This window comes from Campylobacter concisus (assembly GCF_003048875.2).
Classification (GTDB): domain Bacteria; phylum Campylobacterota; class Campylobacteria; order Campylobacterales; family Campylobacteraceae; genus Campylobacter_A; species Campylobacter_A concisus_AU.
In genome coordinates this window covers 1949400-1972662 of record NZ_CP049264.1, presented here as the reverse complement: position 1 = coordinate 1972662, position 23263 = coordinate 1949400, and the positions used below count along the sequence as shown (strand labels likewise).

Here is a 23263-nt window from a genome sequence, read left to right as displayed (position 1 = left end):
GGATAAACATGAAAAAAGTCGCCCTTATAGCAGGAGCCAGCGGCGCTGTGGGAAGTGAAATTTTAAAGGGTCTTTGCGAGAGTGAGCACTACAACAAGGTGGTCGCCCTTGTTAGGCATGAGCTAGAATTTACCCATGAAAAGCTTGAAGTAAAGATAGTAAATTTTGATGATTTTAAAGATGAGGTGCCATTTATCGCTGATGATGTTTTTTGCGCGCTTGGCACGACGATGAAAGCGGCAAAGCACAAAGAGCAGTTTTACAAAGTCGATGTGACCTATCCGATAAATTTCGCCAAATTTGGCTTGGAGTGTGGCGCAAAACGCTTTGTCTTGCTCTCAGCAGCAGGCGCAAACAGAAAGTCAGGCTCGTTCTACCTAAAGGCAAAAGGTCAAGCAGAAGCAAAGATAAAAGAGCTTGGATATAGCTCATTTCACATCGCCAGACTGCCACTTATCGAGGCTGAGAGAAAGGACTTTAGGCTTGGCGAGTATCTAGCGATAAAGGCGTTTAAATTTATCCCAAAAGGTTTTTTTGACGAGTATCGTCCGATGAGGGCGGCTGATATCGCTAAAGTGATCGTGCAAGTAGCACAAGATGACCACAGCGAAGGTGTAAAAATTTATAGTCCGGAGGAATTTACAAAATGAAAAAATATATAGTGATCACTGGGGCAAGCTCAGGCATAGGAGCGGCCGCGGCAAAGGCATTTGCAAGGCGTGGGGAGAATTTGATCCTTATCGCAAGACGTGGCGAGCTTTTAGAAGAGCTAAAAAGCGAGATAGCTAAATTTGCAAATGTCGATGTCGTGATAGAGCTTTGCGACCTCTCAAAGCAAGAAAATGCCCTTTCTCTTTGGCGTAATTTAGAAAAATTTGAGCTAAAAGCGCTTATAAACAACGCTGGCTTTGGCGACTATAACAAGGTCGGCGAGCAAAATTTAGACAAGATCACTCAGATGATAAATTTAAACATCATCGCTCTTGTGACGCTCTCAACGCTCTTTACTAAAAAGTATAAAGACAAAGATACGCAGCTTATAAACATCTCTTCAATAGGTGGCTATAAAATCGTGCCAAACGCCGTCACATACTGCGCTAGCAAATTTTTCGTAAGTGCCTTTAGCGAGGGACTTTACCACGAGCTAGCACAGGATAAACAGGCAAAGATGCAAGCAAAAGTGCTAGCCCCTGCTGCCACAAAGACAGAATTTGGCATGGTGGCAACTAGCAAAGAGAGCTACGACTACGACAAGGCGTTTAAAAAGTATCACACGAGCGAGCAGATGGCGGAGTTTTTGCTTCGCCTTTATGATAGCCATTACTGCGTTGGCGCGGTCGATAGAGATAGCTTTGAGTTTTCGCTGCACCAGCCTAAATTTGACTATGCGGTCAAGTATAAGCCAAAAGATAACTAGGCGCTAAAACCTTGGTAGCCTACGCCAAGGCTGGCGAAACAAAAAGTAGGACAAAATAAAAAGGCAGATCATGAAATGCGTTAGAGTTGCTATTTTAGGGGTTTGTTTGGTAGGCGCTTGCTTTGGCGGCGAGCTTAAATTTGATGAAAAGAAATTTGAGCTAAAAAGCGTGCAAGTTGGCGAGAGGACGCTTAAATTTAGAGCATATGAAGGCATAGTCTATGTGGCAAAGCCAGCTAGCGACTATGAGGTGCTAAATTTCTACGTGCCAGAGGGTAAATTTAGTGACCAAAAAGGGGCTATTTTTATGCCAAATGGCATAGGCGGCTACATGCCAGCCAAACCCCAAAAGCCAGAAATTAAAAACGAAAAGCCAAATGCCACCCTTGAAGCGCTTCTTAGAGGCTACGTCGTGGCAAGCGTTGGCGCTAGGGGCAGGACGCTAAAAGATGGCGAGAAATTTATCGGCAAAGCGCCAGCCATGATAGTCGATCTAAAAGCAGCCGTTAGATATCTTAAATTTAACGACAAATTTATGCCAGGCGACGCAAATAAGATCATCTCAAACGGTACGAGTGCAGGCGGCGCTATGTCGGCACTTCTTGGCACTAGCGCAGGGGCAAAAGAGTATGAGCCATATCTTAAAGAGCTAGGCGCTGCAAAGGCGGACGATCAAATTTATGCCGTCTCAGCCTACTGCCCTGTTACAAATTTAGAGCATGAGGACGAGGCGTATGAGTGGATGTTTGGGGATTTGGATAAATTTGAAAGGATTGATTTTGCAAGCTTTGATGCGAGCACTTTTAACGACAGAAGCAAAAAGCCAAAGATGATCACAGGCGAGCTAAATGCCATGCAAAAAGAGCTCTCACGCGAGCTAAAGAGTAAATTTCCAGCCTATCTAAACTCGCTAAATTTAAAAGACGCCAAAGGCCACGTGCTAAGCCTTGATGAAAATGGCGAGGGCAGCTTCAAAGAGTATATAAGCGCTCTTGTCTCAAAGGCATTTACCGCTACAAAAAGCAGCGACAAAAGCACGCTCACGCCTAAATTTATAACTCTTGACACGCAGGGCTGCTCGCTTGGATATACATTCAAATTTGAAGACTTCATCGCTTCGCTAAAACGCGCCAAAACGGTGGTTGCCTTTGACGGCCTTGGGCTAGAAAATACTGAAAACGACCTTTTTGGCGATAGCAAAACGCCTGCAAAGCACTTTACTAAATTTGCAAAAGAGCGAAGCGAGGGCGAGATGGCTAAGGCTAGCGTCATAAAGATGATGAATGCGATGAACTACACTAAAAACGAAGAGGCGGCGAAATTTTACCGCATAAGGCAGGGGACAAACGACACCGACCTAGCCCTTGCCGTGCCTGCAATGCTCGCACTTTCGCTTAAAAATGCTGGCAAGGAGGTTGATTTCGAAGCGGTATGGGGGCAAGGACACGGCGGCGATTACGACCTAGACGAGCTTTTTGCTTGGATGAAAAGAGTGGTTGAGAGATAAATTTAAAGGAGAAAGTATGAGAAATTTTAAAATTTTCAAGGAGAGTAAAATGAAATTTATAAATTTATTGGTAGTAGCGGCTCTGGGAGCTACATTTGGCTATGCAAAAGAAGAGGTTGATTGCAGTGATCCAAAAAATTTACCGCTTGATATAGGCGGCACACTAATTGGAGGAAAAAAAGAGTGTTTTGTTAATCGCGGAACCGCTGCTAGAGCTAAACGCGAACTAGATATGACTATCGGTAGAAACCCAGTCACTGGTAAGGTCACATCAAAGGCTGAGCTACTAGGCGGTGATAAAGCTACAAATAACCTTGAAAAAGCACAAATGAACTATGGTAAAAGGGAATTTGAACTTGAAGAGGCAGAAAAAGCCTATGCTGATAACCCAAGTGTCAAAAACTCTAACCGCTTAGAAAAAGCACGTAAAGCCTTTAAAAAAGCACAGCTTGACCTAAAAGGCGCAGAAGAGATAAAAGCTAAGGCTGATATGAAAAAGGCAAAATGATAAGGAAATTTGATGTTTAAAAAGCTATTTTTACTAGCGGTTTTGGCGGCTTTTGCCTTTGGGGCGGAGGCGAAAGTGAGCTTGCAGGAGCTGCTTGCGACGCCAAATAACAAGACTTTGTTAAAGCAGCTTGGCAGGGAAAATATACTAAGCTCAAAGAGCGAGCCAGACACGCAGGCGATCTTTTTTGCGAGTGCAAAGAGCAAGCCAGAGCTATTTTACGTGCTTGAGTTTTACAAGGACGAGGCGGCTTATAAAAAGCATCTAAGCTCGGCGCACTATAAGAAATTTGCAAGTGCGAGTGCTGAAATTTTGGCTAGCAAAAAGGCTTTAAGCTTGAAAAAACGGGCTACTTTTTCTAAAAATTTAACCCCAGAGCGCCTAAAAGATAGCTACTTTCACATCACAAATTTAAGCCTTTTGGCAAAGAGTGATGCGAAATTTGAAAAGCTAGTGAAAAAATATATGCAAAAAAGCGTAGATGAGGGAGCTTACGCGCAGTTTGCCTTTAGTCAAAAAGACGCGCCTAACAAGTGGGTGCTGGTTGAAATTTATAAAGACGAAGCTAGCTTTGAGAGCTACCGCCACAGCGAAAACTACAAGGCTTACGCTAAAGAGCGAGCTGGGCTGATAGATGAATTTGACGGCTTTGGTTTAAAAAATGAGACCTCATTTAGCAAGGTAAAATTTTAGGATAGCTATGAAAAAATTTCACTTTTTTGCCTTGGCACTTTTTGGCAGTGCGGTATTTGCCCTTGATAAGGCAGGGTGCGAGTTTAAAAGATGTGAAAATCTTACATAACGAGATGATAGATGCGGAGTGAGAGCGGCGAAATTTCAGCCGATAGGATGTCTGCGCTAACTGGTGGCAGTAAAAACACTATCAAAGCAAAGTCTCACTGCGTGGTGCATGGCAAACTATATAAGCGCACTGGAAGTGATGGCAAAGAGTATGCGATTGATTACGAGCTAAGGCTGCCAGAGCAGTGGAATGAGAAGTTTTTGTTTCAAGGCGGAGGCGGTATGGACGGCTTTGTAGCGCCTGCTCTTGGCGCAGTGCCGATACGCACAAGCACAGCCACGCCAGCATTTCTTAGAGGCTACGCGGTAGTTACTACAAACTCAGGACACCCAGAGCCAACGGCTGAGTTTGGGCTAGATCAACAAGCAAGGCTAGACTATGCCTATCAGGCGATCGGCAAGGTCACGGACGCAGCTAAGCAAATTTTAGCCGCCGCATACGCCAAAAAGCCAAAACATAGCTACTTTATGGGCTGTTCAAATGGCGGCAGGGCAGCACTAATCGCAGCCCAGCGCTATCCGCTAGAATTTGACGGCGTCATCGCTGCAAACCCTGGCTTTAGGCTATCTCGCGCGGCGATCGCTCAGCAGTGGGACAACCAAGCTCTTATGAAGATAGCTCCGAAAAATGAAAAAGGCGAGAAAATTTTTGCAAATGCCCTAACGCAGGACGACCTTGACAAGCTAAGCCACGCTGTACTAGAAAAATGTGACGCCTTAGACGGACTAAAAGATGGGATCATCAATGCGTGGGAAGCGTGCAAATTTGATCCAAAAAGTCTAAATTTAGATAAGCAAAAGATAGAGGCGATAGAGAAAATCTTTAACGGAGCCAAAAACAGCAAGGGCGAGCAAATTTATAGTGGCTGGTTTTATGACTCAGGAGTGAGCGCTGAGGGCTGGAGGCAGTGGAAGCTGGGCGACTCACAAAGTGCTAAGCCAAACGCTAGAAATATCACGCTTTCAAGCGGCTCGGTGAATTACTACTTTTTAACGCCAGCGCAGCCAAATTTTGACACGATAAATTTTGACTTTGACAAAGACACGCCAAAGACTTTCGAAACCGCAGCGATAAATGACGCTATCTCAACAAGCCTTAGCACATTTAGCGCAAATGGCGGTAAGCTCATCATAGTAACTGGCGTCTCAGACCCAGTTTTCTCGGCAAAAGATCAAAGGGATTGGTTTAAAAAGCTAGAGGCTGATAATGAAAATAGCCAAAATTTCGCGGCATTTTTTGCGCTACCTGGGATGAACCACTGCGGTGGCGGCAACGGCATAGATGACGTGGATCCTTTAGGCGCGCTTGAAGCGTGGCACGAAAAGGGCGAAGCGCCAAAGAGCATGCTAGCAAAAAGTAGGACCTACGCTGGCAAGGAATTTTTAGTGTGTGCGTATCCAAAGGTGGCTACTTACGTGGGTGGTGATACTAGCAAGGCAAGTAGCTTTGTTTGCAAGTAAATTTAAGGGGCAAAAATGAGTGAAATTTTAGTCGTATCAGGTCACACCGACCTTGAAAATTCATTTGCGAATAAGATCATCTTGGGCGAGCTAAAAAAGCACCTGCCAGAGGCTAAATTTGACATACTAAGTGAGCTTTATAAAAACTACGCTATCGATGTAAAAGCCGAGCAAGAAAAGCTAGTAAAAGCTGATGTGATCGTGCTTGTTTATCCATTTTTCTGGTACGGCGTGCCATCACTTTTACAAAAGTGGCTTGAAGATGTGCTAGTTCATGACTTCTCTCACGGCAGCAAGGGAGATAAGCTACATGGCAAAAAGCTAGTGCTTTCATTTACCTCTGGCGCGCCTGAGGAGCTTTATAAAAAAGAGGCACTTCAGCGCTATGAGATAGAGGAGTTTTTGCCTCCACTTAAGGCGTTAGCAAATATGTGTGGAATGGAGTTTGCAGGCTATGTTTATAGCGGAGGGCTATCATATCAGAGTAGGCACGATGAGGCAAAGCTTGCTTTGATGAGGCAAAAGGCGCTTGATCATGCAAAGAGGCTAGAGGAGCTGATAGGTAAAATTTTATGATACCAGCGAAATTTTATAGATATGTTTTTGCGTTTATAATGTCAGCATTTATGGCATTTTTTATGTCATTTGTGCTGACGTATCTAAACCTTGGCTTTGTTGATGGCTTTGTGAAAATTTGGCTAATCGCTTATGTAAAAGCCTTTGTAGTAGCGTATCCTGTGCTTTTGCTAGTTTCGCCGTCTGTTGCAAAGATCGCGCAAAATTTATGTAAAAAAGAGAGTTAAATTTGTAGAGTGGCTAGAGAGCCTAGCCACGTGAAGGTTTATTTTAAAAGACCTTGTTTTTTCATTTGATCCATTACTTGAGCAAACATCTCTTTAGCTTGTTTGCAAGTAGCGTCTTGTTGCTCTTTTGGTAAAGAAGCTAGTTGATCCATTGATTGTTTCTTTTGATCTTCATACATTTTTACTTGTTGCTCTTGACCAGCTTGTTTGTAAGCTTCGACCATTTTGTCGATGTCTGAGAAGTAAGACTTGCAAGTATCTGTAAGATCTGCAGCGTTTAGGCTTAGTGCAAAGCCAAGAGTAGTTAAAACTAAAAGTGATTTTTTCATCTCTTTCTCCTTGTGAAAATTTAAGGAGATTATATAACTTTTTTATTTTAAAGAGATTTAAATTTATTAAATTTAGCCAAGACAAGCGCCTTGGCTAAATTTTTTGGCTTTTTAGCCTAAGAATTCGCGTTTAAAATACTCTTTTGGAGCTTTGCAAAGTGGGCAAGCGCCTGGAGCTTTTTTACCTCTATGAACGTGTCCGCACACCTCGCAAACCCAGATATCCTCTTCATCGCTCTCAAAAAAGCCCTCTTCATCAAGCATCTTTTTAAGCTCTAAATACTCTCTTTCATGCTCAACTTCAACCTTGCCAATCGCGTTAAATAGCCTTTCAACATCTCTTAGCTCTTCTTCTTTTGCGATCTTTGCAAAGTCTGGATACATCGTCGTATGCTCGTAGTTTTCGCCAGCTGCAGCGTCAAGTAAATTTTTATCCATCTTATCGATCGGATCGTTCATCATCTCGTGATATTTCTTAAATTCAGCCATTGCGTGCCATTTCTCATTTTCAGCTGCCTCGTAAAAGTGTCTAGCTATCGCGTGATAGCCTGCTTCTTTAGCTAGGTCGCCGTAAAGCTCATACTTGTTTCTAGCTTGTGACTCGCCAGCAAATGCCTTCATCAAATTTACCGCTGTTAAATTTTCAGTGATGCATTTCATCTCTTCGCCACAACAGGTTAATGTGCCGCCGCCAACTTTTTGAACTTCGATCTCGTTGCCGCATTTCTCGCATTTGTATGTTTCGTACTGTCTCATTTTGACTCCTATTTTGATAAAATTTGAGCGGATTATAACCAAATAATTAAAATATGTAAATAATAATTTTTATTGATAACGTATATTATTTTTATAAATTTGAAGTTATAATAAGATGAAAATTTAAAGGCATAAGATGACTACAACGATTGATTTTAAAAATGCTGACTATGGATTTATCGAGCTTATAAAAGAGATGGCTAGGCAGGCAAATGTAGAATTTGAGCAAAGAGATAAGGTCTCAAGGCTTGACAAAGCTATCAAAGAGATCGAAAATGGCGAAGTAGAGAGATTTAAAACATTTGAAGAATTTGAAAAGAGCCTTGATGCTTGAGATAGAGTATTCAAAGAGTTTTAAGAAAGCTTTTAAAAAGCTAAATGAAAGCGAAAAAAAATTAACTAAAGATATCATCTGGCAGTTAGCAAATAACGAGGAATTAGCATCAAAGTATAAAGATCACGCTCTTATTGGAAGCTATAAAGGCTTTAGAGAGTGTCATGTTAAGCCAGACTTGCTCTTGATATATAAAAAACAAAACGAAATTTTACTTCTTACATGCGTTGAAGTAGGAAGCCACAGCGAGCTTTTTCAATAAATTTAACAAAAAACCAAATCCATCATCATAAATTTAAAATAGACAAATTTCAGCCAAAATTTATTCTAGCGTTAAAAGTGCGGTTGAGCTTGGTTGTAGAATAACTCAAAGTAAATCATCTAAAGGAGATCATCATGAGTTTTCTATCTAAATTTAGTAAGGCTATCTTTGCCGTTGCGGTAGCTGGAGCGATTAGTGCAAGTGCATTTATTGAGGGCGAGGACTACGTCAAGCTCGAAAAGCCGCTAAGCGCGGGACAAAATACGCTAGTTAAAATTTTTAGCTACGCTTGCCCATTTTGCTACAAATACGACAAGAGCGTCACTCCAAAGGTAGTTGAGAAAATCCCTGGACTAAAATACGAGCCATTTCACCTAAAGACAAAGGGCGATTACGGCGAGGTTGCGAGCAAGGTCTTTGCCGTGCTTATCACTATGGACGAGGCAAAGGGAGTGAGCTTGTTTGATGAAAATTCGCTATTTAAAAAGGCTAAATTTGCCTACTACAAAGCTTATCACGACAAAAAAGAGCGCTGGGGCGATGGCAAAGATGCTGAGGGCTTTTTAAAGACCGGACTTGATGCAGCTGGCGTTAGCAAAGCAGACTACGAAAAAGAGCTAGCTAATCCAAAAGTGACTGAGCTACTTAAAAAGTGGGATGAGAGCTATGACGTGGCTAAAATTCAAGGCGTGCCAGCATTTGTCGTAAATGGCAAATATCTCATCATGACAAAATCAATCAGCTCGCTTGACGGCATGGCAGCACTCATCGAAGAGCTTCTTAAAAAATAAGGCGCCACATGAGCTTTTTTAAAAAAATGGCTAAATTTCAAGACTCACGCATCTCTTGGGCGATCTTAGTCTTTGTAAGCGTTGCGCTTGTTGTCATTGCGCATTCGCTCTTTCAAAACTACGCCTATATGCCTCCTTGCGAGCAGTGCGTCTATATACGTTTTGCCTTTTTGTGTATGGCACTTGGCGGCGTGATCGCTATCATAAATCCTAAAAATTTACTCTTTGCCCTTGTTGGCTACGTCTTTGCCTTTTGGGGAGCGGTGCAGGGCATAATGTATAGCGTAAAGCTAGCCAAAATCCACGACGCGGTGCATGGCGATGATCCATTTGGCGTGCAGGGCTGCTCGACTGAGCCGCACTATCCATTTGGTTTGCCACTTGAGAAGTGGGCGCCAGACTGGTTTATGCCGACAGGCGACTGCGGCTATGACAGCCCTATGGTGCCTGATGGCGTGGTGCTAAGCGATCTGCAAAAGAGCATAGTAGATCTTTACGCAGATGGCTGGTATCTTGTGCCGTCTTCTAAATTTATGTCGATGGCGGATTGCACGCTGCTTGGCTTTGGCATTTGCTTTATCGTGCTTGCACTTATGCTTGTTTCAAAGCTCTTATCTTTTAAAAAATAAATTTTAGTTAGCCCTATTTTTGGGCTAACTTAGGATATACTGCGCGCATGGGTATTAATTTAAAATCACAAAATATTAAAATTTATGCGATCATCTTGCTAGCAAGCCTCTTTGTCGTGCTTCTTGGGCTAAATAGCTACAACAAAGCAAAAGAAAAGATCATCGAGCTATCTGATAAAAACAACATCGCAGTTAGCAAAAACATCGTTAGCAACTTTCAAATTTGGCTTGATGAGCGCTTAAACTCACTCATCCGTGCGTCAAAATTTATCCAAAACTCTGGCATCATAGATGACGATACTAGGGTGGCAAATTTCATAAAGCTCTTTAAAGAAAATGCGAAAGAATTTGATCTCATGCAGCTTTTAAGAGAGGATGGCGAGATCTTTGTAGATGGGCAAAAGATCTCAGAAGAGGTGATGTCAAAGCGCGAGCGAGCGGGGCTTATCTGGTATGTCGAGACAAAAAATACAAATGCCCCAAGCGTAAATTTCATGCAAAATCACAAAATTTTAAAGGACTCTACTTTAAATTTATGCGTGCCAGTTGAAAAGGATAATAAATTTGAGGCGGCACTTTGCGGCGTCGTGCGAATAGGCACTATCTTTGATAGTATCAAAAACTTTAGTCTTGCGCCAAATTCTTACTCATTTTTGGTAACTCACAGCGGCGAGATCCTCACATCGATGGCTGATGCGACGCTTAAAAGAGAGATCGAGGAGAAATTTAAGGAGCTATTTTTAAAAGATGAGGACATCACTAGCCTAAAGATAGGGCAAAATTTGATCCAAGTAGCCGAGATACCGACGATGAACTGGTTTATCGGAGCTGGCACAAACAACGAAGAAGAAATTTTAGCCATGACAAGAGAGGCGCTAAAAAACGCCCTAAATTTACTCTTTGCCTTCGTCGCACTTGCATTTTTGGCAAACAGCCTGCACAACTTCATGTATAACAAGATAAAAAAGGTGCAAGACGAGTACGAGACCTTGCTGGCGCACAGAGCCAAGATGAGCGAGGCTGGAGAGCTCATAAGTGGCATAAGTCATCAGTTTATCCAGCCAGTAAATTCGCTAAAACTGATGCTAAGCTCGGCGATAATGCTAAAAAAAGAGGGCAAGCTAAGCGATGAGGAGCTTGTAAATTTACTAGGAAAAGGGCAAAGCTCGATCGAACTACTTTCAAAAACAATCGAAATTTTTAGAAATTTTTACAAAAGCGCTGAAAATGTGAGCGAATTTGATATCCAAACAAGCGTTAGAAATTTAATAACACTTATGCACACAGAGCTTAGCCGTGCAAATGTAAGCGTGAAATTTAGCGGATTTGAAGAGATGAAGGTCTGTCAGATAGAAAACATCATCCAGCAAATTTTGCTAATCCTAATCCACAACGCAAAGGACTCACTAGTTGAGAGCTACAAAGATGAGCCGCTAAAACGCGTCATAGAGCTAAAATTTAGAAGCTTTGAAGATAAGTGCTACATCGGCGTTTATGATAGTGGCGGCGGCGTGAGCTACGAGATGAGTAAGAAAATTTTTACCTGGCTAAACACGACTAAAAAGCAAGGAAATGGCATAGGACTTTACTTTGCTAAAAAGCTAGCACGTGATAAGCTAAATGGCGACATCACGCTTGCGCACAACCTAAAGCCAACTATTTTTGAGCTAAGCTTTGATAAGAATTTAAAGGGTTAAAAGATGCAAGAGGCGTTAGAAATTTTAAAAAAAGTATCTATCTTAGTAGCTGAAGATGACGAGATGGCAAGAGAGCTCATCATCACTGGGCTTAAGCCATACTGTGGTCAAGTCGTAGGCGCAAAAGATGGGCAAGATGGGCTGGAGAAATTTAAAAAACAGGGCTTTGACATCGTGATGAGCGACATTCACATGCCAGTGTTAAATGGCTTTGAGATGATGAACGAGATAAAAAAGCTAAAACCTCATCAGAAATTTATCGTCTTTACCTCGTATGATAGCGATGAAAATTTGATCAAGAGCTATGAGCAGGGGGCGACCTTATTTTTGAAAAAGCCTATCGATATAAAGGATCTTAGATCGATGCTGATAAGCCTAAGCTTTGAGCGAGATGAGAAGCTAGTGCGCCTAAGTGATGAGGTAAGTATAAATTTAAAAAGAGAGAAAATTTATAAAAACGGTAGCGAGCTATACCTTAGCTTCTTGCAAAATAAGATATTTTGGCTATTTGCCTACAACCTAAACAAGCTTGTGACCTACGAGATGATAGAGGAATTTGTCTATGAGAGCACCGAGGTGAGTAAGGCCGCCATACAAAATGTCGTTTTGCGCCTAAAACGCGAGCTTGGCGTTAAATTTAAAAACATCAGCGAGAGTGGGTATATCTTAGTCGCCAAGAGCGAAAAAGCATAAATTCAAAATATCAAAATTAATATTTTTATCTAATAATATCTTAAAAGTAGTGATAAATTTATGTCACTACTAGCTAAAATTTATAGAAAAAGAGATGAAAATTTGCAAAATTTGATAGATAAACTTAAGAGAATTTATGTCACAAGTGGGTATAAATTTATGATAGTTATAAATAAAAAACATTTTGATATAAAAGAGCTAAATTTAGTGATAACAAGGCTAGATAAAGGCTTTTTTGATTAAGAATTTATGCGTTTAAAATGAAAAAAATTTTGTGACATTTTTGGGTTATTTTATCAACTACTATGCCATTTTGATGAACAAAAACTTAAAATTTTAAAATTTATAATAGATAAATGTAAAAATTTTCACACATTTATAAAAAATTTACACATTATTAACCCCTAAACTTAGGCTTTTCTTAAGGGTATTGTACCAAAGTACAATATAACTAAATTTTTTTCTTGGCTAAAATCTTGATATAGATCAATAAAATCCAAAGGGAGGCACTAAGATGCAAAAGTTAGGCGTTATCAAAAATATCCTAGGCGGTGAAATCGTAGCTGTTGATAAAAGTGGCAACGAAAGAGTCTTGAAGGTGGGCGATAGCATTTTTGAAGGCGAAACGATAAAGGCTAATGGCTCTGCAAAAGCAGTGATCGCAGCAAACGACGGCAAAGAGGTCAGCTTGCAAAACGGCGAAAGTCTAAGCCTAGATAAAGAGGCAAATGCACTTAGTGACAACCCAGAGATAGCCTCTATCCAAAAAGCCTTACTAAACGGCGCAAACATCACAGACCTTGAAGAGACTGCAGCTGGTGGCAACCCAGCAGGTGGCAATGCTACTGGAGATGGCGTGAGCTTGGGAGCTGCAAGCTTTGCTGAGGGTGGCCACTACTCAAATATCAATGAAAACTATAGAAATTTAACCGACGCAAATAGAGCTTTTCAAACTCCAGAAAACTCAATAGGCGGCTATAACGATGCAGGCACAGATGCGGATACGACAACTCCTATCTCACCAACTACGCCTGTCACGCCGAGTACCCCAGTAACGCCACCAACTCCAAGTACTCCAAGTACTCCTGGCGTCACCGTAACACCAGGCACTCCTTCACCTGCTAATCCTCCAGTCATCACGCCTCGTCCTGGTGCAGTAGAGATCACTACTAGCATCGATCCTGCTACTAGCGAGGTAAGAGAGAGCGGCGCAGGAGCAAACGGCGAGGGCGGACACTATCTTGTTTATAAACTAGGTCTATCAGGCACACCAGTAAGCCCAAGTGGTGAGACTACAGATCTAGGTTTAAATTTCCTCGGTGGCACTAGAGGAGAGGATTATTCAAACGTGGTTGAATACTCGACTGACAATGGTACGACATTTCATCCACTATCAGGCTACACGATAACTGGCGTAAATATAGAAGATATCTCAAAAGTGCAAGTAAGGATAAAGGTGCTTGACGACTATGGACAAGCAAATTTAGACCATCATAATCAAAATGAAGGCAGTAGAGCAGAAATTTATGGTGTAGATGATAACAATAGCCCAGTAAAAAACGGTCTCACTCAAGGTGTTGAGAATTTTGGCGTTTATAAAGAAGGTGTAAGTCTAAGCGTCACTCCAACTAGTAGCTACCTACTACCAACAACAGCCGCAAATAGAGCCGAAGGCTACATCATTGACAATGATGATAATCTAGAGATAACAAGCGATCTTAGTTATACAGATGGCAACAACTACCGTATAAAAACTCTAGATGGAGATGATACAGTAACTATAAAAGCAAACGTAAAAGGCACTCAAATCAACACCGATGATGGAGATGATATTGTAAATTTTGATAAGGCTGGCATTGCATTTGGCAGTGATAATATCGATGAGCATGCAAGTATCAATATGTATGAGGGTAATGACACTGTAAATATAAATGAGGCTATGAAATTAGGCAAAGCTCATATAAGTCTCGATTTTTATGAAAATAGCACAGGCAAAGATACTCTAAATATAAATGCAGATGTCACTGGTTTAGGTACTACAAATAATAGCTCTTTTTATCTTGGCGGTGGCGATGATGCGATAAATATCAAAAACGCAACCGTAAGTGGGGTAAATATAGATGCTAGCAAAGGCGCAGATACTATAAATATAGATAATGCCACTATAGAAAAGACAAACATTTTCTTGACGCATCGCGATAAGTTAAACGAAGCTGATAAGGTTGATATAAACGACGCTACCTTTATAGGCTCATCGATAGGCGTTTATAACTCTTCTTATAATGGCGAAATGGCTGATTTGAATAATGATCAAGTGATAAATGTGCATGGCAAGACAAGATTTATAAACACAGGCGCTAGTGATAGCGGTGGGCTTAGTGCAACTCATGTAAATATAAATGGCACTGATAGCGATAAGATACTTTTTACAGGTGCTTCAAGTATTCATGGCAAAGAGATCAATATAGATCATGCACTATTTAGTCATGGTGGCGAGATAGGAAATTACGTTGGCGATCAAGGTAGAAACTACTTTTCAGATGCTGCTGTAACACTTACAAATACCCAAACGGATGATAAAGTTGGTTTTAGATTTGATGCTGGAAATGACACTTTGACATTTAATGGCAACAACACTTTTGGCAATGGCACTGAAGGTTCAGGTGCTGGTATAGACATGGGCGGTGGCAACAACACTATAAATTTCGTGGGTAAAAACAGTGCTGCTAGTTTAAATTTAGAAACTGGGGACGGAGCTGATACTATAAATATAGGTGGAGAAACTAGCTTTGGAGGCACATTTACAGGCAGTACTGATGGCTATACCTTTAAACAAAGGGTTAGCATATCAACAGGCTCAGGTGATGATACTATAAATATCGACAAAGGCGCTGTTTTAAAAGCTGCGACAATAAATACTGGCGACGGCAATGATAATGTAAAGTTAAATGGAGAACTACAAGACACACCTGATTATTGGCATTCTACTAGTAGCATAGATCTAGGTAGTGGCGATGATACACTTCATATCGGAAAAGATGCAATAATGGGAAGTGGTACAACTATCAAGGGTGGAGCAGGCACTGATACGCTAGATATTGCTGGAAATATCGACTTTAGCAAGGTAGCTGGCTTTGAAAAACTTACTCTTGGTGGCAGTGAAAACAACGTAACACTAAATTTAACTATAAATGACGTGCTAAATATCACAAATGGCAACGGCACTAACCGCACTCTAAGGATAGATGGCGAGGCAGGCGATCAAGTAGATATGTCAGCCTTTAGCAAAGGTGGGGTAAATTCTGAAGGATATACAGAGTACTCAGCTACGCATAATAATGGTACGACATTTACCATCGAGATAAAAGACGAAATAGTCTTACACTCTTAAATTTCATGCCCTAGTCTAAAAAACTAGGGCAAATTCTTACAAAATTTCAAATTTTAGTACCATAGTACAATTTACAAAGCTCTTTTAAGATATTAAAATACGTTCAAAATTTTTTAGATAAGGAAGTAAAATGGCAACAAGGATAGGCGTTATAAAAAGTATCTCACAAGGAGCAAATGTAATCGCAACTGCAAAGGATGGCACACAAAGAGTGTTAAAAGTAGGCGATGAAATTTTTCTTGGTGAGACTATACAGACAACTGATTTTGACTCAAAAGTAGTCATAACTGCAAACGATGGCAAAGATATCGCGATCATCGGAAAAGATACCCTAAATTTAGACAAGAGCGTAGCTCACAATGAGAGCTTTGGTGACGATAGCGTAGCTGATGTAAGCGCTATACAAAAAGCACTTCTTGATGGTGCAAACATCACTGATCTTGAAGAGACTGCAGCTGGTGGTAACCAAGGTGGCAACGCTGGTGGAGACGGCGTAAGCTTAGGTGCTGCAAGCTTTGAAGAGGGTGGTCACTACTCAAACATTACTGATGATTATAGAAATTTACCTGACTCAAATAGAGCTTTTCAAACTCCAGAAAACTCAATCGGCGGCTACAATGACGGCAATGACGCAGGCAATGCAACTCCTGTTGCGCCAGTTATACCTCCAATCAGTGTTGATATCAAAACTTTAACTGATGATTTTGGAACTATAAAAGGCGATTACAGCCTAGACGCGCCAAGCGTACCTCGCACAAATGACGCTACTCCAACTATAAGTGGTACAGTTGAGCCTACTGCTGTAAGAGCTGTTGTTAGCGTGCTTGACAAGGACGGACACGAAGTCTTTACAAAAACTCTAAATCCAAGCGATTATGCTGATGGTAAATTTAAATTTACAACTGATCAGTTAAGCGTAAATGGTAGCCATGATGGCGACTATGAAGTAAAAGTAGTAGCAACTGGAAGAGACGGCAGTACTGCAACCGATACTGGTAATTTTGTGCTTGATACAGTTGCAAAGATCACTATAAACGTTGAAACCGAGATGAGCCTTGTTAAAGAGTCTGAGATGAGTAGCGGACTAAAAGGAAATTTCTGGTTTAACCACATCTATGAAGAAGGCGTAAGAGGTACTGAGCTAAGACCTTATGCCTTTAATAATACAACATACGCTCATAACGGCATGAAGCAAAATGATTTTGTCGAATACTATATGAACAACACTAAGCCTTGGGCAAGCTTTAAAGCAAAAGAGCTAAATTTCCAACAAGGTAAAGGCGGCGATAGAGATAATGTTGATAGCGATGCTGGAACAGTCTCAGGACTAGATGGCGCTCATAATAAGATAGGCACGGTCGATCTTGATGGTAATGTAGTAACTCCAAATAATGAGTGGGTAGCTCCAAATTTCAAAGCGCTTGAGTACTTTATCGACAACGCAAAAGGTAGCGATATTCATATCGTAAGAGATGCTCCTAATGGCAAAAACACAACAGCTGGTGCGATGGTAAATTTAAAAGGCACTATGTATCTTGAGCCAGGGGATTATAAATTTGACGCAAAAGGCACTGATGATAGCGTGAGATTTAAGGTTGATGGCGTTACTATGGTTGATTATGACACTATCCACTCGGGAAATAGAGCCACAGTTACAACTTTACACGTTGATAAAGCAGGTTACTATGACTTTGATATGAGCTATGCAAACTATATCTTTTGGGGTAAGCTAAAACTAACAGTTTCAAAAGATGGCGGACCTGAGAGCATACTTGGCTCGGAGGCAAGTGGCATAAAACTAAATTCAACCGACTTTGACAGCTATGTAGATACAGTAACAAGAAATGTCTATAAAGTAACTCAAAAGATCACAGGAACTGTGGATAATGTAGAAGACGGACAGATCGTAACTGTCACGTCAAGCACAGGTGAGAGCCATACAGCTAAAGTGGTAGATGGCAAATATGAAGTTGAGTTTAGAACAAGCGATCCAAAAGCTACATATACAGCAAAGGTTAGCGACCTTGTAGGTAACGAGGCGCAGGCATCATCAGCTAAGATAAATGTCGCCACAGACCTAATAGACGCTACCGATGATGACGCAAGCATTGTAAGTGCGAATACAAATACAGGTATAAATGACGCAACTAAATATTATAAATTTACAACTGACGACATCGCTCAAACTGATAAATTTTCAACCAACGCGCCATTACCAGTGCTAAGCGACAAAACTCCGACATTTACAGGTAGCATAGATAGTAGTGCAACTAAAGCGATCATCACTGTGCTTGATAAAAATGGACACGAAGTCTTTACAAAAGAGCTTAGCCAAAGTGAATTTGCAAATGGTAAATTTGAAGTCACATCTGATAGCTTAGAGGATGGCAACTACAAGATCAAAGCAACTGCTATCTTTGAAAATGGCGAGAACAAGACAAGTAGTACGGTAGTGAGTGATTTTGTGGTTGATAAGACACCAGTTACTATAGAAAACATCAAGATCATCGAAAATGACAATGAGGGGCTACACCATACGATCAATTTTAACCTCAAAAACTATGAGGATGGCGATAAGATCGAGAGTATAAAAATCGTAACAGCTGATGGAAATACTAACGTAATCTCTGTTGGCACAACTAAACCAACCAATGGTGTGCTAAGCTTTGAGTACGATCACAAGATAAAACTAGGCGATAAGATCGAAGTTGAGATGACTGATAAAGCTGGTACAAAATATACTCATGTAAATGAAATTTTAGTTCCAACTATGACGCAGTTTGAAAACGGCAATGACACAACTACAAATGCAAATAACCGCTCAGCTGAGAAGTTGTGGGGCACTATGGAGATGAGCGAGAGTGGCCTTAGAGCTGATGGCTCAAGGATCGTTTCAAACGACGCTATCCCATATCTAAGAGCTGTGATCCCAGAAGATGCAACAGCTGGCAATGCTAGCCAAAATCAAACTGTAAGTGAGTTTTTAAATAGCGGCAGAGGCATAACATGGGGCACTGGCGATGTTAGATTTGTAGCAACTAACGTTGATAAAGGTGTTTCAAAAGATCTATTATCTCAAGCGATAGAAAAACCGATAGGCAATGTAACGCCTGATCACTACAATAGACTTACAGGCTATAACAACAGACTTGATCCCGCTGGCAAAATGGCTGATGGCGTTTATAAAATTTCTATCGATGGTAAATATCAAGGTGGAGATGAGCTACTTTACAACTCTATTAAATTTACGATCGACGCAACAGCTGCAACGATAAAAGACTCAAATTTAAGCTACGATGCAGCTACAGATAAAACCACATGGAGTGGAAATTTAAGTGAAAATGGAGTTGGTGCAAGCTATACGCTAAAACAACACTTTGAAGAGGCGGTAAAAGGTATAGCTCTAAAAGATAGCATCACTTTAAGAGATGCAAATGGACACATCATAGCTGCAAATTCTGTAACGCTTGATGACAATGGAAATTTCGAAGCTGTATTTAACGGCGATGTAAAATCAAGCGATGTCTATCTACAAGTTTCTGATATCGCTAAAAATACAAGAGTAGTTGCAGATAATGACAACAATAACGTTATCACAACAAGTGAAGGTAACGACATCATCAACGTTGGAGATGGAAACAACGTGATCAATGCAGGACGTGGTGAAAATGAAATTCGCACAGGCAACGGCAACAATGTAATCATCACTGGTGACAACAACGACGTTATAACCACAGGAAGTGGTAATGACTACATAGACGCTGGCAGAAGTGGCTATACTGGCATGAACAAAGGCGATCTAGTAAATGCTGGCGCTGGCAATGATAAGGTTGTATTTACTTTTGATAATCCAAGAGCAGCTCTATCTCAAAGCCTTGATGGCGGCACTGGCACAGATACGCTTATCATGCGTCCAGTGGCAAAGGATGGCACTATCGACTTTGATAAGATAGACAACAAAGGCTTGAATAACGCGATCAAGAGTTTTGAAGAGATCCAACTTGGCATGGATGAGCATGGCAATGACAATCAAGCTGTTAAGCTACTAAATTTAAAAGCGGATAATGTATTTAGCATCACTGATGATGTAAATACTATCTTAAAAATAAGTGGCGACAACAAAGATAGCGTTTCATTAAAAGGATTTACTGAGGCTACAGATCAAACTGGTGTTCAAGCTGGATATACAAGATACGAGGGTCAAACAAGCTCAGCTACTCCGACAACTATCTACATAGATGTGGATAACGACATAAACAAACAACTTGTATAAAATTTGGGCTTTTTAGCCCAAATTCTTCTTTTTAATTTCTATTTTTACTCCCAAAAAACGCTCTTAAAACCATCTTTGTACCAAAGTACAATATACAAATTTAATAAAAAACACTAGAATAAATCAAAAATAAAAGTAAGGAATAAAGATGGCAGCTGTAGCCGGCAAGGTAAAAAGCGTCACATCTGATGTTATAGCGATAGATAAAAACGACCGTGTAAGAGTTCTAAACGTAGATGATGAGGTTTATATAGGTGAGAGCATAAAAGGCGAGAGTCAAAGTGCGAGCGTGACTATCACAGCAGTGGATGGTAGTGACATATCTCTAAATGGATATGACACAATATGGCTTGATAGTAGCGTGGTAAGTGCTGATACTAGCGCTGAAAATAGCATCGATACTGATGCACTTTTTAGAGCGCTTCTTGGAGAAAACTACGCTGAGATACTTGATCAGATGAATGAAAAAGTAGAAGATATGTTTGCAAAAACGCAGCCAAATGAGACTGAAAATAGCTCAAATAGCCTTGAGAGCAGTGAAAATTTAGCAGACAAACATAGTGCAAATGATGAGATTTTATCTGACTCAAACGAGCTAAAAGTAGATAACTCTTACGAGCATGCAAATTTTGACGCAACTACGATATATATCGAGATCGATAACGATCTAAATAAACTTTCATAAATTTGAGCCGCTTGGCTCAAATCATTTTAAAAACTCAAATTTAACTAACATCCCTTATAATAAGCCAAAATTTACAAAAGGAAAACGATGAAGAAAATTTTAATCATCGCAGGCTCTTGCAATAGCGGCACAGCAGGGCTTCAGGCTGATATAAAGACATGCGCTAGGTTAAGTTGTTACAGCGCAACGGCGGTCACTTCGCTTGTTGCTGAGACTACAGACGCGATAAAAAGCGTAGTTTGCTTAGAGCCTAGCTTTGTTAAAGATGAACTTTGCACGCTTGCGGAAGAATTTAGCTTTGATGCCATAAAGATCGGCATGCTCTTTAGCGAGGAGATAATGGACGTGGTGCATGAGTTTTTGCTCACTCAAAAGTGCAAGATCGTGCTTGATCCAGTCTGCGTCTCAAAGAGCGGCCACAAACTCATAAAAGATAGCGCAGTAGAGAAGCTAAAAGAGCTAATGAAGCTTGCCACCGTCGCCACGCCAAATTTAGACGAGGCAAATGTCCTTTTTGGAGGGAATTTTAAAAATCTGCCTTGCGATATCATCGTGAAAAAGCATGTAAGTGAGGATAGTAGCATAGATACGCTTTATAGAAAAGATGGTTCACTGCAAAATTTCAAAACTCCGCTTGCTAGTCCGCTTGTGATGAGTGGCACTGGTTGCACTTTCTCGACAGCGCTTGCTTGCTACCTTGCAAAGGGCAAGAGCTTAGAGGAGGCCATAGGGCTTTCAAAAGAGTATATTTGTGAGATTATAAAAGAGAGTATCGACACAAAACTAGGCAAAAACCGCCTACTTTGGCACGGAGCGAAGTAAATTTACCAGCTAGTTTCTAGCTGGTTTTATAAAATAAATTTATAAATTTCTCATATGAACCAAGTGGCATTATATCTATGCTATAAAGGTTATCATATTTATAAACAATAACACTATCAAATCCTAAAATTTCCAGTCTTTCATAGGTCGCTAATTCACCCTCATTAAGCTTTAAAACTTTTCTCAAAAGCCAGTCGCTGATAGCTTTATTTGGATTTGTCATTAAGGCTTTATTACTATCTTGACAAATTTTTGCACGTAAATTTTCTCCAGTAGGTGTTTGAAGTGTAAATTCTTTATCTCTTGGTGGAAAGAAGTTTTTATTTATTTCTCTTGCCTTGGCTGGATAATTTATATACATTTCATTGATATCTCTTGCTCTACCACCAGCATTCCATTGATTTAAGCCGCTTCTTTCAAAAATAATATTTCTATCATTTTTTACAGAATAAAGTGGCAATACAATGTAGTCAATCCCTGCTTTTTTAGGAGGTGTTAAACTTATCTGACCTAGCTTTGAGAGTAAAGAATAGACATCATCAATAATCTCTATATCTTTTTTGTATGCGTTATCTGGAATACTAAAATTTCTTAAAAGAGTGCTTTTTGATCTATTAAAGCTATATTTGTTTATACCATCACTAAATTTTATGCCATTTTTTGTTTTTTTGATGCCTTGTAAATTTGAAATATCTATCTCATCATAGTCGGTTTCAAAAAATACAAGCTTACCATTCGTTCTAGCTACGATATGATACAAGGCATCGTCTATTTCATATGTTCGTTTGGCTAAATTTATGCGGTCATTTCTAAAATTAGATAGTTTTAATGCTAACTCGTCAGGTTTTAGACCATCAAATTCTTTTGATAAAGCATTAAACTCTGCAACTTTTTCTAAAGAAGAATTAGAATTAAACGTAAAAGTTTTTAGTCCTATACCAAGAGTGTCTATTTTGGCATCAAATGCTGTATCGCTTCTACTTAAATTACGAGCATTAAAGCATTTGCAAAATACATTTTCAGCAAATCTATAATATATAAAAGGAGTTTTGCTTTCACTAAAAAGCCTAGATAATGAAGCCATAATGGATAACAAATTTAAATACTCTCCATTGTTTTTAATATCTTCGTCAGCAAAGTTAATCATCTAAGACCTTTATAATTTGTTCTGCTATTCTTTTTATAAGAGGGACTGTTACGCTATTTCCAGCTTGCATATAGAGTTTTGAGATAGCAATATCTGGCAAAATAATGTTTTCAAATCCTTGGAATTTAAAACACTCAATCGGAGTAAGTTTTCTTATGCCAAATTTATCTCTTAGTAAAGGGACGTTATGCCCCCCTGTTCCCATATTTGCGGTTAAAGTTGGACATAAATTTGACTTGTTTTCTCTAACATAGTGCCTACGCCATTGATACAATGTATCTTGATTTTTTATAGCGTCATTTAACTCAGCATAAAATTTGTTTTTCTCTGGCGTGTAGTAAAAATAATCATCTTGTTTTTCTTTTAAAATGACGTCTTTTATCTTTTTTGTTAGTTTTATGGGCTTTGGAAATGTAAATTTTTCATAGTTTTTAACTTTGTTTTTATTAAATGCAACTATAAAAATTCTCTCTCTATTTTGTGGGGTATTTGCGTGTGTGGCAGAATTTAAAACATCGCTATAAACATGATAACCTATGCTTTCAAGAGAATTTTTTATTACTTTAAAAGTGTTGCCGTTGTCGTGATTTTTTAGATTTTTGACATTTTCTAAAAATAAGACTTTGGGTTTATGCTCTTTTGCAATTGATAAAATTTCAAAAAATAGCGTTCCTCTAGCATCATCAAAACCTTTTTGATAACCAGCGATCGAAAAAGCTTGACAAGGGAAACCACCGCACAAAATATCAAAATTTTTTGGGATTTTATCTTTTGTCTCTTGTTTTGTTATATCACCAAATGGAGTGAGATTGTGATTTAGTGTATATGTGATGGATGCAAATTTGTCTATTTCGCTAGCATATAAACAGCTTGCTACCCCCCCCCATAGATTTAAGTGCAAAAGAGAAGCCTCCAACTCCTGCAAAAAGGTCTATATATGTAAATTTATGTTTCAAA

The 23263-nt window shown here is 39.9% G+C and carries 23 protein-coding genes; 19 read left to right on the top strand and 4 right to left on the bottom strand.

The window, feature by feature from the left end; all coding sequences use genetic code 11:
- Positions 1–8: 8 nt before the first annotated feature.
- The 8 genes from CVT07_RS09795 to CVT07_RS09760 all read left to right on the top strand — a co-directional run bounded on the left by CVT07_RS09795 (position 9) and on the right by CVT07_RS09760 (position 6497).
- On the top strand, positions 9–650 hold the full coding sequence (locus CVT07_RS09795) for an NAD(P)H-binding protein (protein WP_107936003.1): 642 nt from the start codon (positions 9–11) through the stop codon (positions 648–650).
- On the top strand, positions 647–1417 hold the full coding sequence (locus CVT07_RS09790; protein WP_107936001.1) for an SDR family NAD(P)-dependent oxidoreductase: 771 nt from the start codon (positions 647–649) through the stop codon (positions 1415–1417). The genes CVT07_RS09795 and CVT07_RS09790 overlap by 4 nt, the downstream gene beginning before the upstream one ends.
- A gap of 70 nt (positions 1418–1487) precedes the next feature.
- Positions 1488–2924 (top strand): subtype B tannase, encoded by a 1437-nt coding sequence (locus tag CVT07_RS09785; RefSeq protein WP_107935999.1) that lies wholly within the window; start codon positions 1488–1490, stop codon positions 2922–2924.
- A 16-nt stretch (positions 2925–2940) separates the two neighbouring features.
- Complete coding sequence (locus CVT07_RS09780; RefSeq protein ID WP_230855705.1) at positions 2941–3432, top strand: hypothetical protein; 492 nt, start codon at positions 2941–2943, stop codon at positions 3430–3432.
- Between the two features lie 12 nt (positions 3433–3444).
- On the top strand, positions 3445–4125 hold the full coding sequence (locus CVT07_RS09775) for a putative quinol monooxygenase (protein ID WP_107935997.1): 681 nt from the start codon (positions 3445–3447) through the stop codon (positions 4123–4125).
- Positions 4126–4245: 120 nt separating this feature from the next.
- Positions 4246–5694 carry a tannase/feruloyl esterase family alpha/beta hydrolase gene (locus CVT07_RS09770; protein ID WP_230855704.1) on the top strand — a complete coding sequence of 483 codons (1449 nt, stop codon included), beginning with the start codon at positions 4246–4248 and terminating at the stop codon, positions 5692–5694.
- Positions 5695–5709: 15 nt separating this feature from the next.
- The gene (locus CVT07_RS09765) at positions 5710–6270 is read left to right on the top strand and encodes an NAD(P)H-dependent oxidoreductase (protein ID WP_107935995.1); all 561 of its coding nucleotides are present in this window, start codon (positions 5710–5712) and stop codon (positions 6268–6270) included.
- The gene (locus CVT07_RS09760) at positions 6267–6497 is read left to right on the top strand and encodes a DUF2798 domain-containing protein (protein ID WP_107935993.1); all 231 of its coding nucleotides are present in this window, start codon (positions 6267–6269) and stop codon (positions 6495–6497) included. The genes CVT07_RS09765 and CVT07_RS09760 overlap by 4 nt, the downstream gene beginning before the upstream one ends.
- Positions 6498–6535: 38 nt before the next feature.
- Here the strand turns inward: CVT07_RS09760 and CVT07_RS09755 are convergent, their stop codons facing one another.
- Together CVT07_RS09755 and CVT07_RS09750 are read right to left on the bottom strand one after the other, a co-directional pair.
- On the bottom strand, positions 6536–6826 hold the full coding sequence (locus CVT07_RS09755; RefSeq protein WP_103589199.1) for a DUF5339 domain-containing protein: 291 nt from the start codon (positions 6824–6826) through the stop codon (positions 6536–6538).
- Positions 6827–6937: 111 nt separating this feature from the next.
- Positions 6938–7582, bottom strand: coding sequence for a ferritin family protein (locus tag CVT07_RS09750; RefSeq protein WP_107935991.1), 645 nt, complete (start codon positions 7580–7582; stop codon positions 6938–6940).
- A 136-nt stretch (positions 7583–7718) separates the two neighbouring features.
- Between CVT07_RS09750 and CVT07_RS09745 the strand changes: the two genes are divergently transcribed.
- From CVT07_RS09745 to CVT07_RS09695, 11 genes are all read left to right on the top strand, one after another.
- Positions 7719–7916, top strand: coding sequence for a hypothetical protein (locus CVT07_RS09745; protein ID WP_012140635.1), 198 nt, complete (start codon positions 7719–7721; stop codon positions 7914–7916).
- Positions 7909–8178 carry a type II toxin-antitoxin system YafQ family toxin gene (locus tag CVT07_RS09740; RefSeq protein WP_103617457.1) on the top strand — a complete coding sequence of 90 codons (270 nt, stop codon included), beginning with the start codon at positions 7909–7911 and terminating at the stop codon, positions 8176–8178. The genes CVT07_RS09745 and CVT07_RS09740 overlap by 8 nt, the downstream gene beginning before the upstream one ends.
- Positions 8179–8312: 134 nt before the next feature.
- A complete protein-coding gene (locus tag CVT07_RS09735; protein ID WP_107935989.1) occupies positions 8313–8969 on the top strand; it encodes a thiol:disulfide interchange protein DsbA/DsbL in 657 nt (218 codons plus the stop codon).
- Between the two features lie 8 nt (positions 8970–8977).
- Positions 8978–9598: a protein-disulfide oxidoreductase DsbI gene (dsbI, locus tag CVT07_RS09730; protein WP_107935988.1), complete on the top strand. Its 621-nt coding sequence runs from the start codon at positions 8978–8980 to the stop codon at positions 9596–9598.
- A 47-nt stretch (positions 9599–9645) separates the two neighbouring features.
- A complete protein-coding gene (locus CVT07_RS09725) occupies positions 9646–11295 on the top strand; it encodes a sensor histidine kinase (protein ID WP_107935986.1) in 1650 nt (549 codons plus the stop codon).
- A 3-nt stretch (positions 11296–11298) separates the two neighbouring features.
- Positions 11299–11988 (top strand): response regulator transcription factor, encoded by a 690-nt coding sequence (locus tag CVT07_RS09720; RefSeq protein ID WP_107856982.1) that lies wholly within the window; start codon positions 11299–11301, stop codon positions 11986–11988.
- Between the two features lie 60 nt (positions 11989–12048).
- A complete protein-coding gene (locus tag CVT07_RS09715; RefSeq protein WP_107935984.1) occupies positions 12049–12231 on the top strand; it encodes a hypothetical protein in 183 nt (60 codons plus the stop codon).
- 271 nt (positions 12232–12502) lie between these two features.
- The gene (locus tag CVT07_RS09710; RefSeq protein ID WP_159071296.1) at positions 12503–15379 is read left to right on the top strand and encodes a retention module-containing protein; all 2877 of its coding nucleotides are present in this window, start codon (positions 12503–12505) and stop codon (positions 15377–15379) included.
- A 130-nt stretch (positions 15380–15509) separates the two neighbouring features.
- The gene (locus CVT07_RS09705; protein ID WP_107935978.1) at positions 15510–19652 is read left to right on the top strand and encodes an Ig-like domain-containing protein; all 4143 of its coding nucleotides are present in this window, start codon (positions 15510–15512) and stop codon (positions 19650–19652) included.
- Positions 19653–19800: 148 nt separating this feature from the next.
- The gene (locus CVT07_RS09700) at positions 19801–20337 is read left to right on the top strand and encodes a hypothetical protein (protein WP_107935976.1); all 537 of its coding nucleotides are present in this window, start codon (positions 19801–19803) and stop codon (positions 20335–20337) included.
- An 87-nt stretch (positions 20338–20424) separates the two neighbouring features.
- Positions 20425–21159: a hydroxymethylpyrimidine/phosphomethylpyrimidine kinase gene (locus tag CVT07_RS09695; protein WP_107935974.1), complete on the top strand. Its 735-nt coding sequence runs from the start codon at positions 20425–20427 to the stop codon at positions 21157–21159.
- Between the two features lie 16 nt (positions 21160–21175).
- Here the strand turns inward: CVT07_RS09695 and CVT07_RS09690 are convergent, their stop codons facing one another.
- The gene (locus CVT07_RS09690; RefSeq protein WP_107935972.1) at positions 21176–22306 is read right to left on the bottom strand and encodes a restriction endonuclease PLD domain-containing protein; all 1131 of its coding nucleotides are present in this window, start codon (positions 22304–22306) and stop codon (positions 21176–21178) included.
- Complete coding sequence (gene dcm / locus CVT07_RS09685; RefSeq protein ID WP_230855703.1) at positions 22299–23207, bottom strand: DNA (cytosine-5-)-methyltransferase; 909 nt, start codon at positions 23205–23207, stop codon at positions 22299–22301. The genes CVT07_RS09690 and dcm overlap by 8 nt, the downstream gene beginning before the upstream one ends.
- Positions 23208–23263 lie beyond the last annotated feature (56 nt).

What these genes read in the sequence shown, in the direction of transcription:
- CVT07_RS09795 (WP_107936003.1), top strand. Translation starts at nt 9, where the DNA reads ATGAAAAAAGTCGCCCTTATAGCAGGAGCCAGCGGCGCTGTGGGAAGT.
- CVT07_RS09790 (WP_107936001.1), top strand. Translation starts at nt 647, where the DNA reads ATGAAAAAATATATAGTGATCACTGGGGCAAGCTCAGGCATAGGAGCG.
- CVT07_RS09785 (WP_107935999.1), top strand. Translation starts at nt 1,488, where the DNA reads ATGAAATGCGTTAGAGTTGCTATTTTAGGGGTTTGTTTGGTAGGCGCT.
- CVT07_RS09780 (WP_230855705.1), top strand. Translation starts at nt 2,941, where the DNA reads ATGAGAAATTTTAAAATTTTCAAGGAGAGTAAAATGAAATTTATAAAT.
- CVT07_RS09775 (WP_107935997.1), top strand. Translation starts at nt 3,445, where the DNA reads ATGTTTAAAAAGCTATTTTTACTAGCGGTTTTGGCGGCTTTTGCCTTT.
- CVT07_RS09770 (WP_230855704.1), top strand. Translation starts at nt 4,246, where the DNA reads ATGCGGAGTGAGAGCGGCGAAATTTCAGCCGATAGGATGTCTGCGCTA.
- CVT07_RS09765 (WP_107935995.1), top strand. Translation starts at nt 5,710, where the DNA reads ATGAGTGAAATTTTAGTCGTATCAGGTCACACCGACCTTGAAAATTCA.
- CVT07_RS09760 (WP_107935993.1), top strand. Translation starts at nt 6,267, where the DNA reads ATGATACCAGCGAAATTTTATAGATATGTTTTTGCGTTTATAATGTCA.
- CVT07_RS09755 (WP_103589199.1), bottom strand. Translation starts at nt 6,826, where the DNA reads ATGAAAAAATCACTTTTAGTTTTAACTACTCTTGGCTTTGCACTAAGC.
- CVT07_RS09750 (WP_107935991.1), bottom strand. Translation starts at nt 7,582, where the DNA reads ATGAGACAGTACGAAACATACAAATGCGAGAAATGCGGCAACGAGATC.
- CVT07_RS09745 (WP_012140635.1), top strand. Translation starts at nt 7,719, where the DNA reads ATGACTACAACGATTGATTTTAAAAATGCTGACTATGGATTTATCGAG.
- CVT07_RS09740 (WP_103617457.1), top strand. Translation starts at nt 7,909, where the DNA reads ATGCTTGAGATAGAGTATTCAAAGAGTTTTAAGAAAGCTTTTAAAAAG.
- CVT07_RS09735 (WP_107935989.1), top strand. Translation starts at nt 8,313, where the DNA reads ATGAGTTTTCTATCTAAATTTAGTAAGGCTATCTTTGCCGTTGCGGTA.
- dsbI (WP_107935988.1), top strand. Translation starts at nt 8,978, where the DNA reads ATGAGCTTTTTTAAAAAAATGGCTAAATTTCAAGACTCACGCATCTCT.
- CVT07_RS09725 (WP_107935986.1), top strand. Translation starts at nt 9,646, where the DNA reads ATGGGTATTAATTTAAAATCACAAAATATTAAAATTTATGCGATCATC.
- CVT07_RS09720 (WP_107856982.1), top strand. Translation starts at nt 11,299, where the DNA reads ATGCAAGAGGCGTTAGAAATTTTAAAAAAAGTATCTATCTTAGTAGCT.
- CVT07_RS09715 (WP_107935984.1), top strand. Translation starts at nt 12,049, where the DNA reads ATGTCACTACTAGCTAAAATTTATAGAAAAAGAGATGAAAATTTGCAA.
- CVT07_RS09710 (WP_159071296.1), top strand. Translation starts at nt 12,503, where the DNA reads ATGCAAAAGTTAGGCGTTATCAAAAATATCCTAGGCGGTGAAATCGTA.
- CVT07_RS09705 (WP_107935978.1), top strand. Translation starts at nt 15,510, where the DNA reads ATGGCAACAAGGATAGGCGTTATAAAAAGTATCTCACAAGGAGCAAAT.
- CVT07_RS09700 (WP_107935976.1), top strand. Translation starts at nt 19,801, where the DNA reads ATGGCAGCTGTAGCCGGCAAGGTAAAAAGCGTCACATCTGATGTTATA.
- CVT07_RS09695 (WP_107935974.1), top strand. Translation starts at nt 20,425, where the DNA reads ATGAAGAAAATTTTAATCATCGCAGGCTCTTGCAATAGCGGCACAGCA.
- CVT07_RS09690 (WP_107935972.1), bottom strand. Translation starts at nt 22,306, where the DNA reads ATGATTAACTTTGCTGACGAAGATATTAAAAACAATGGAGAGTATTTA.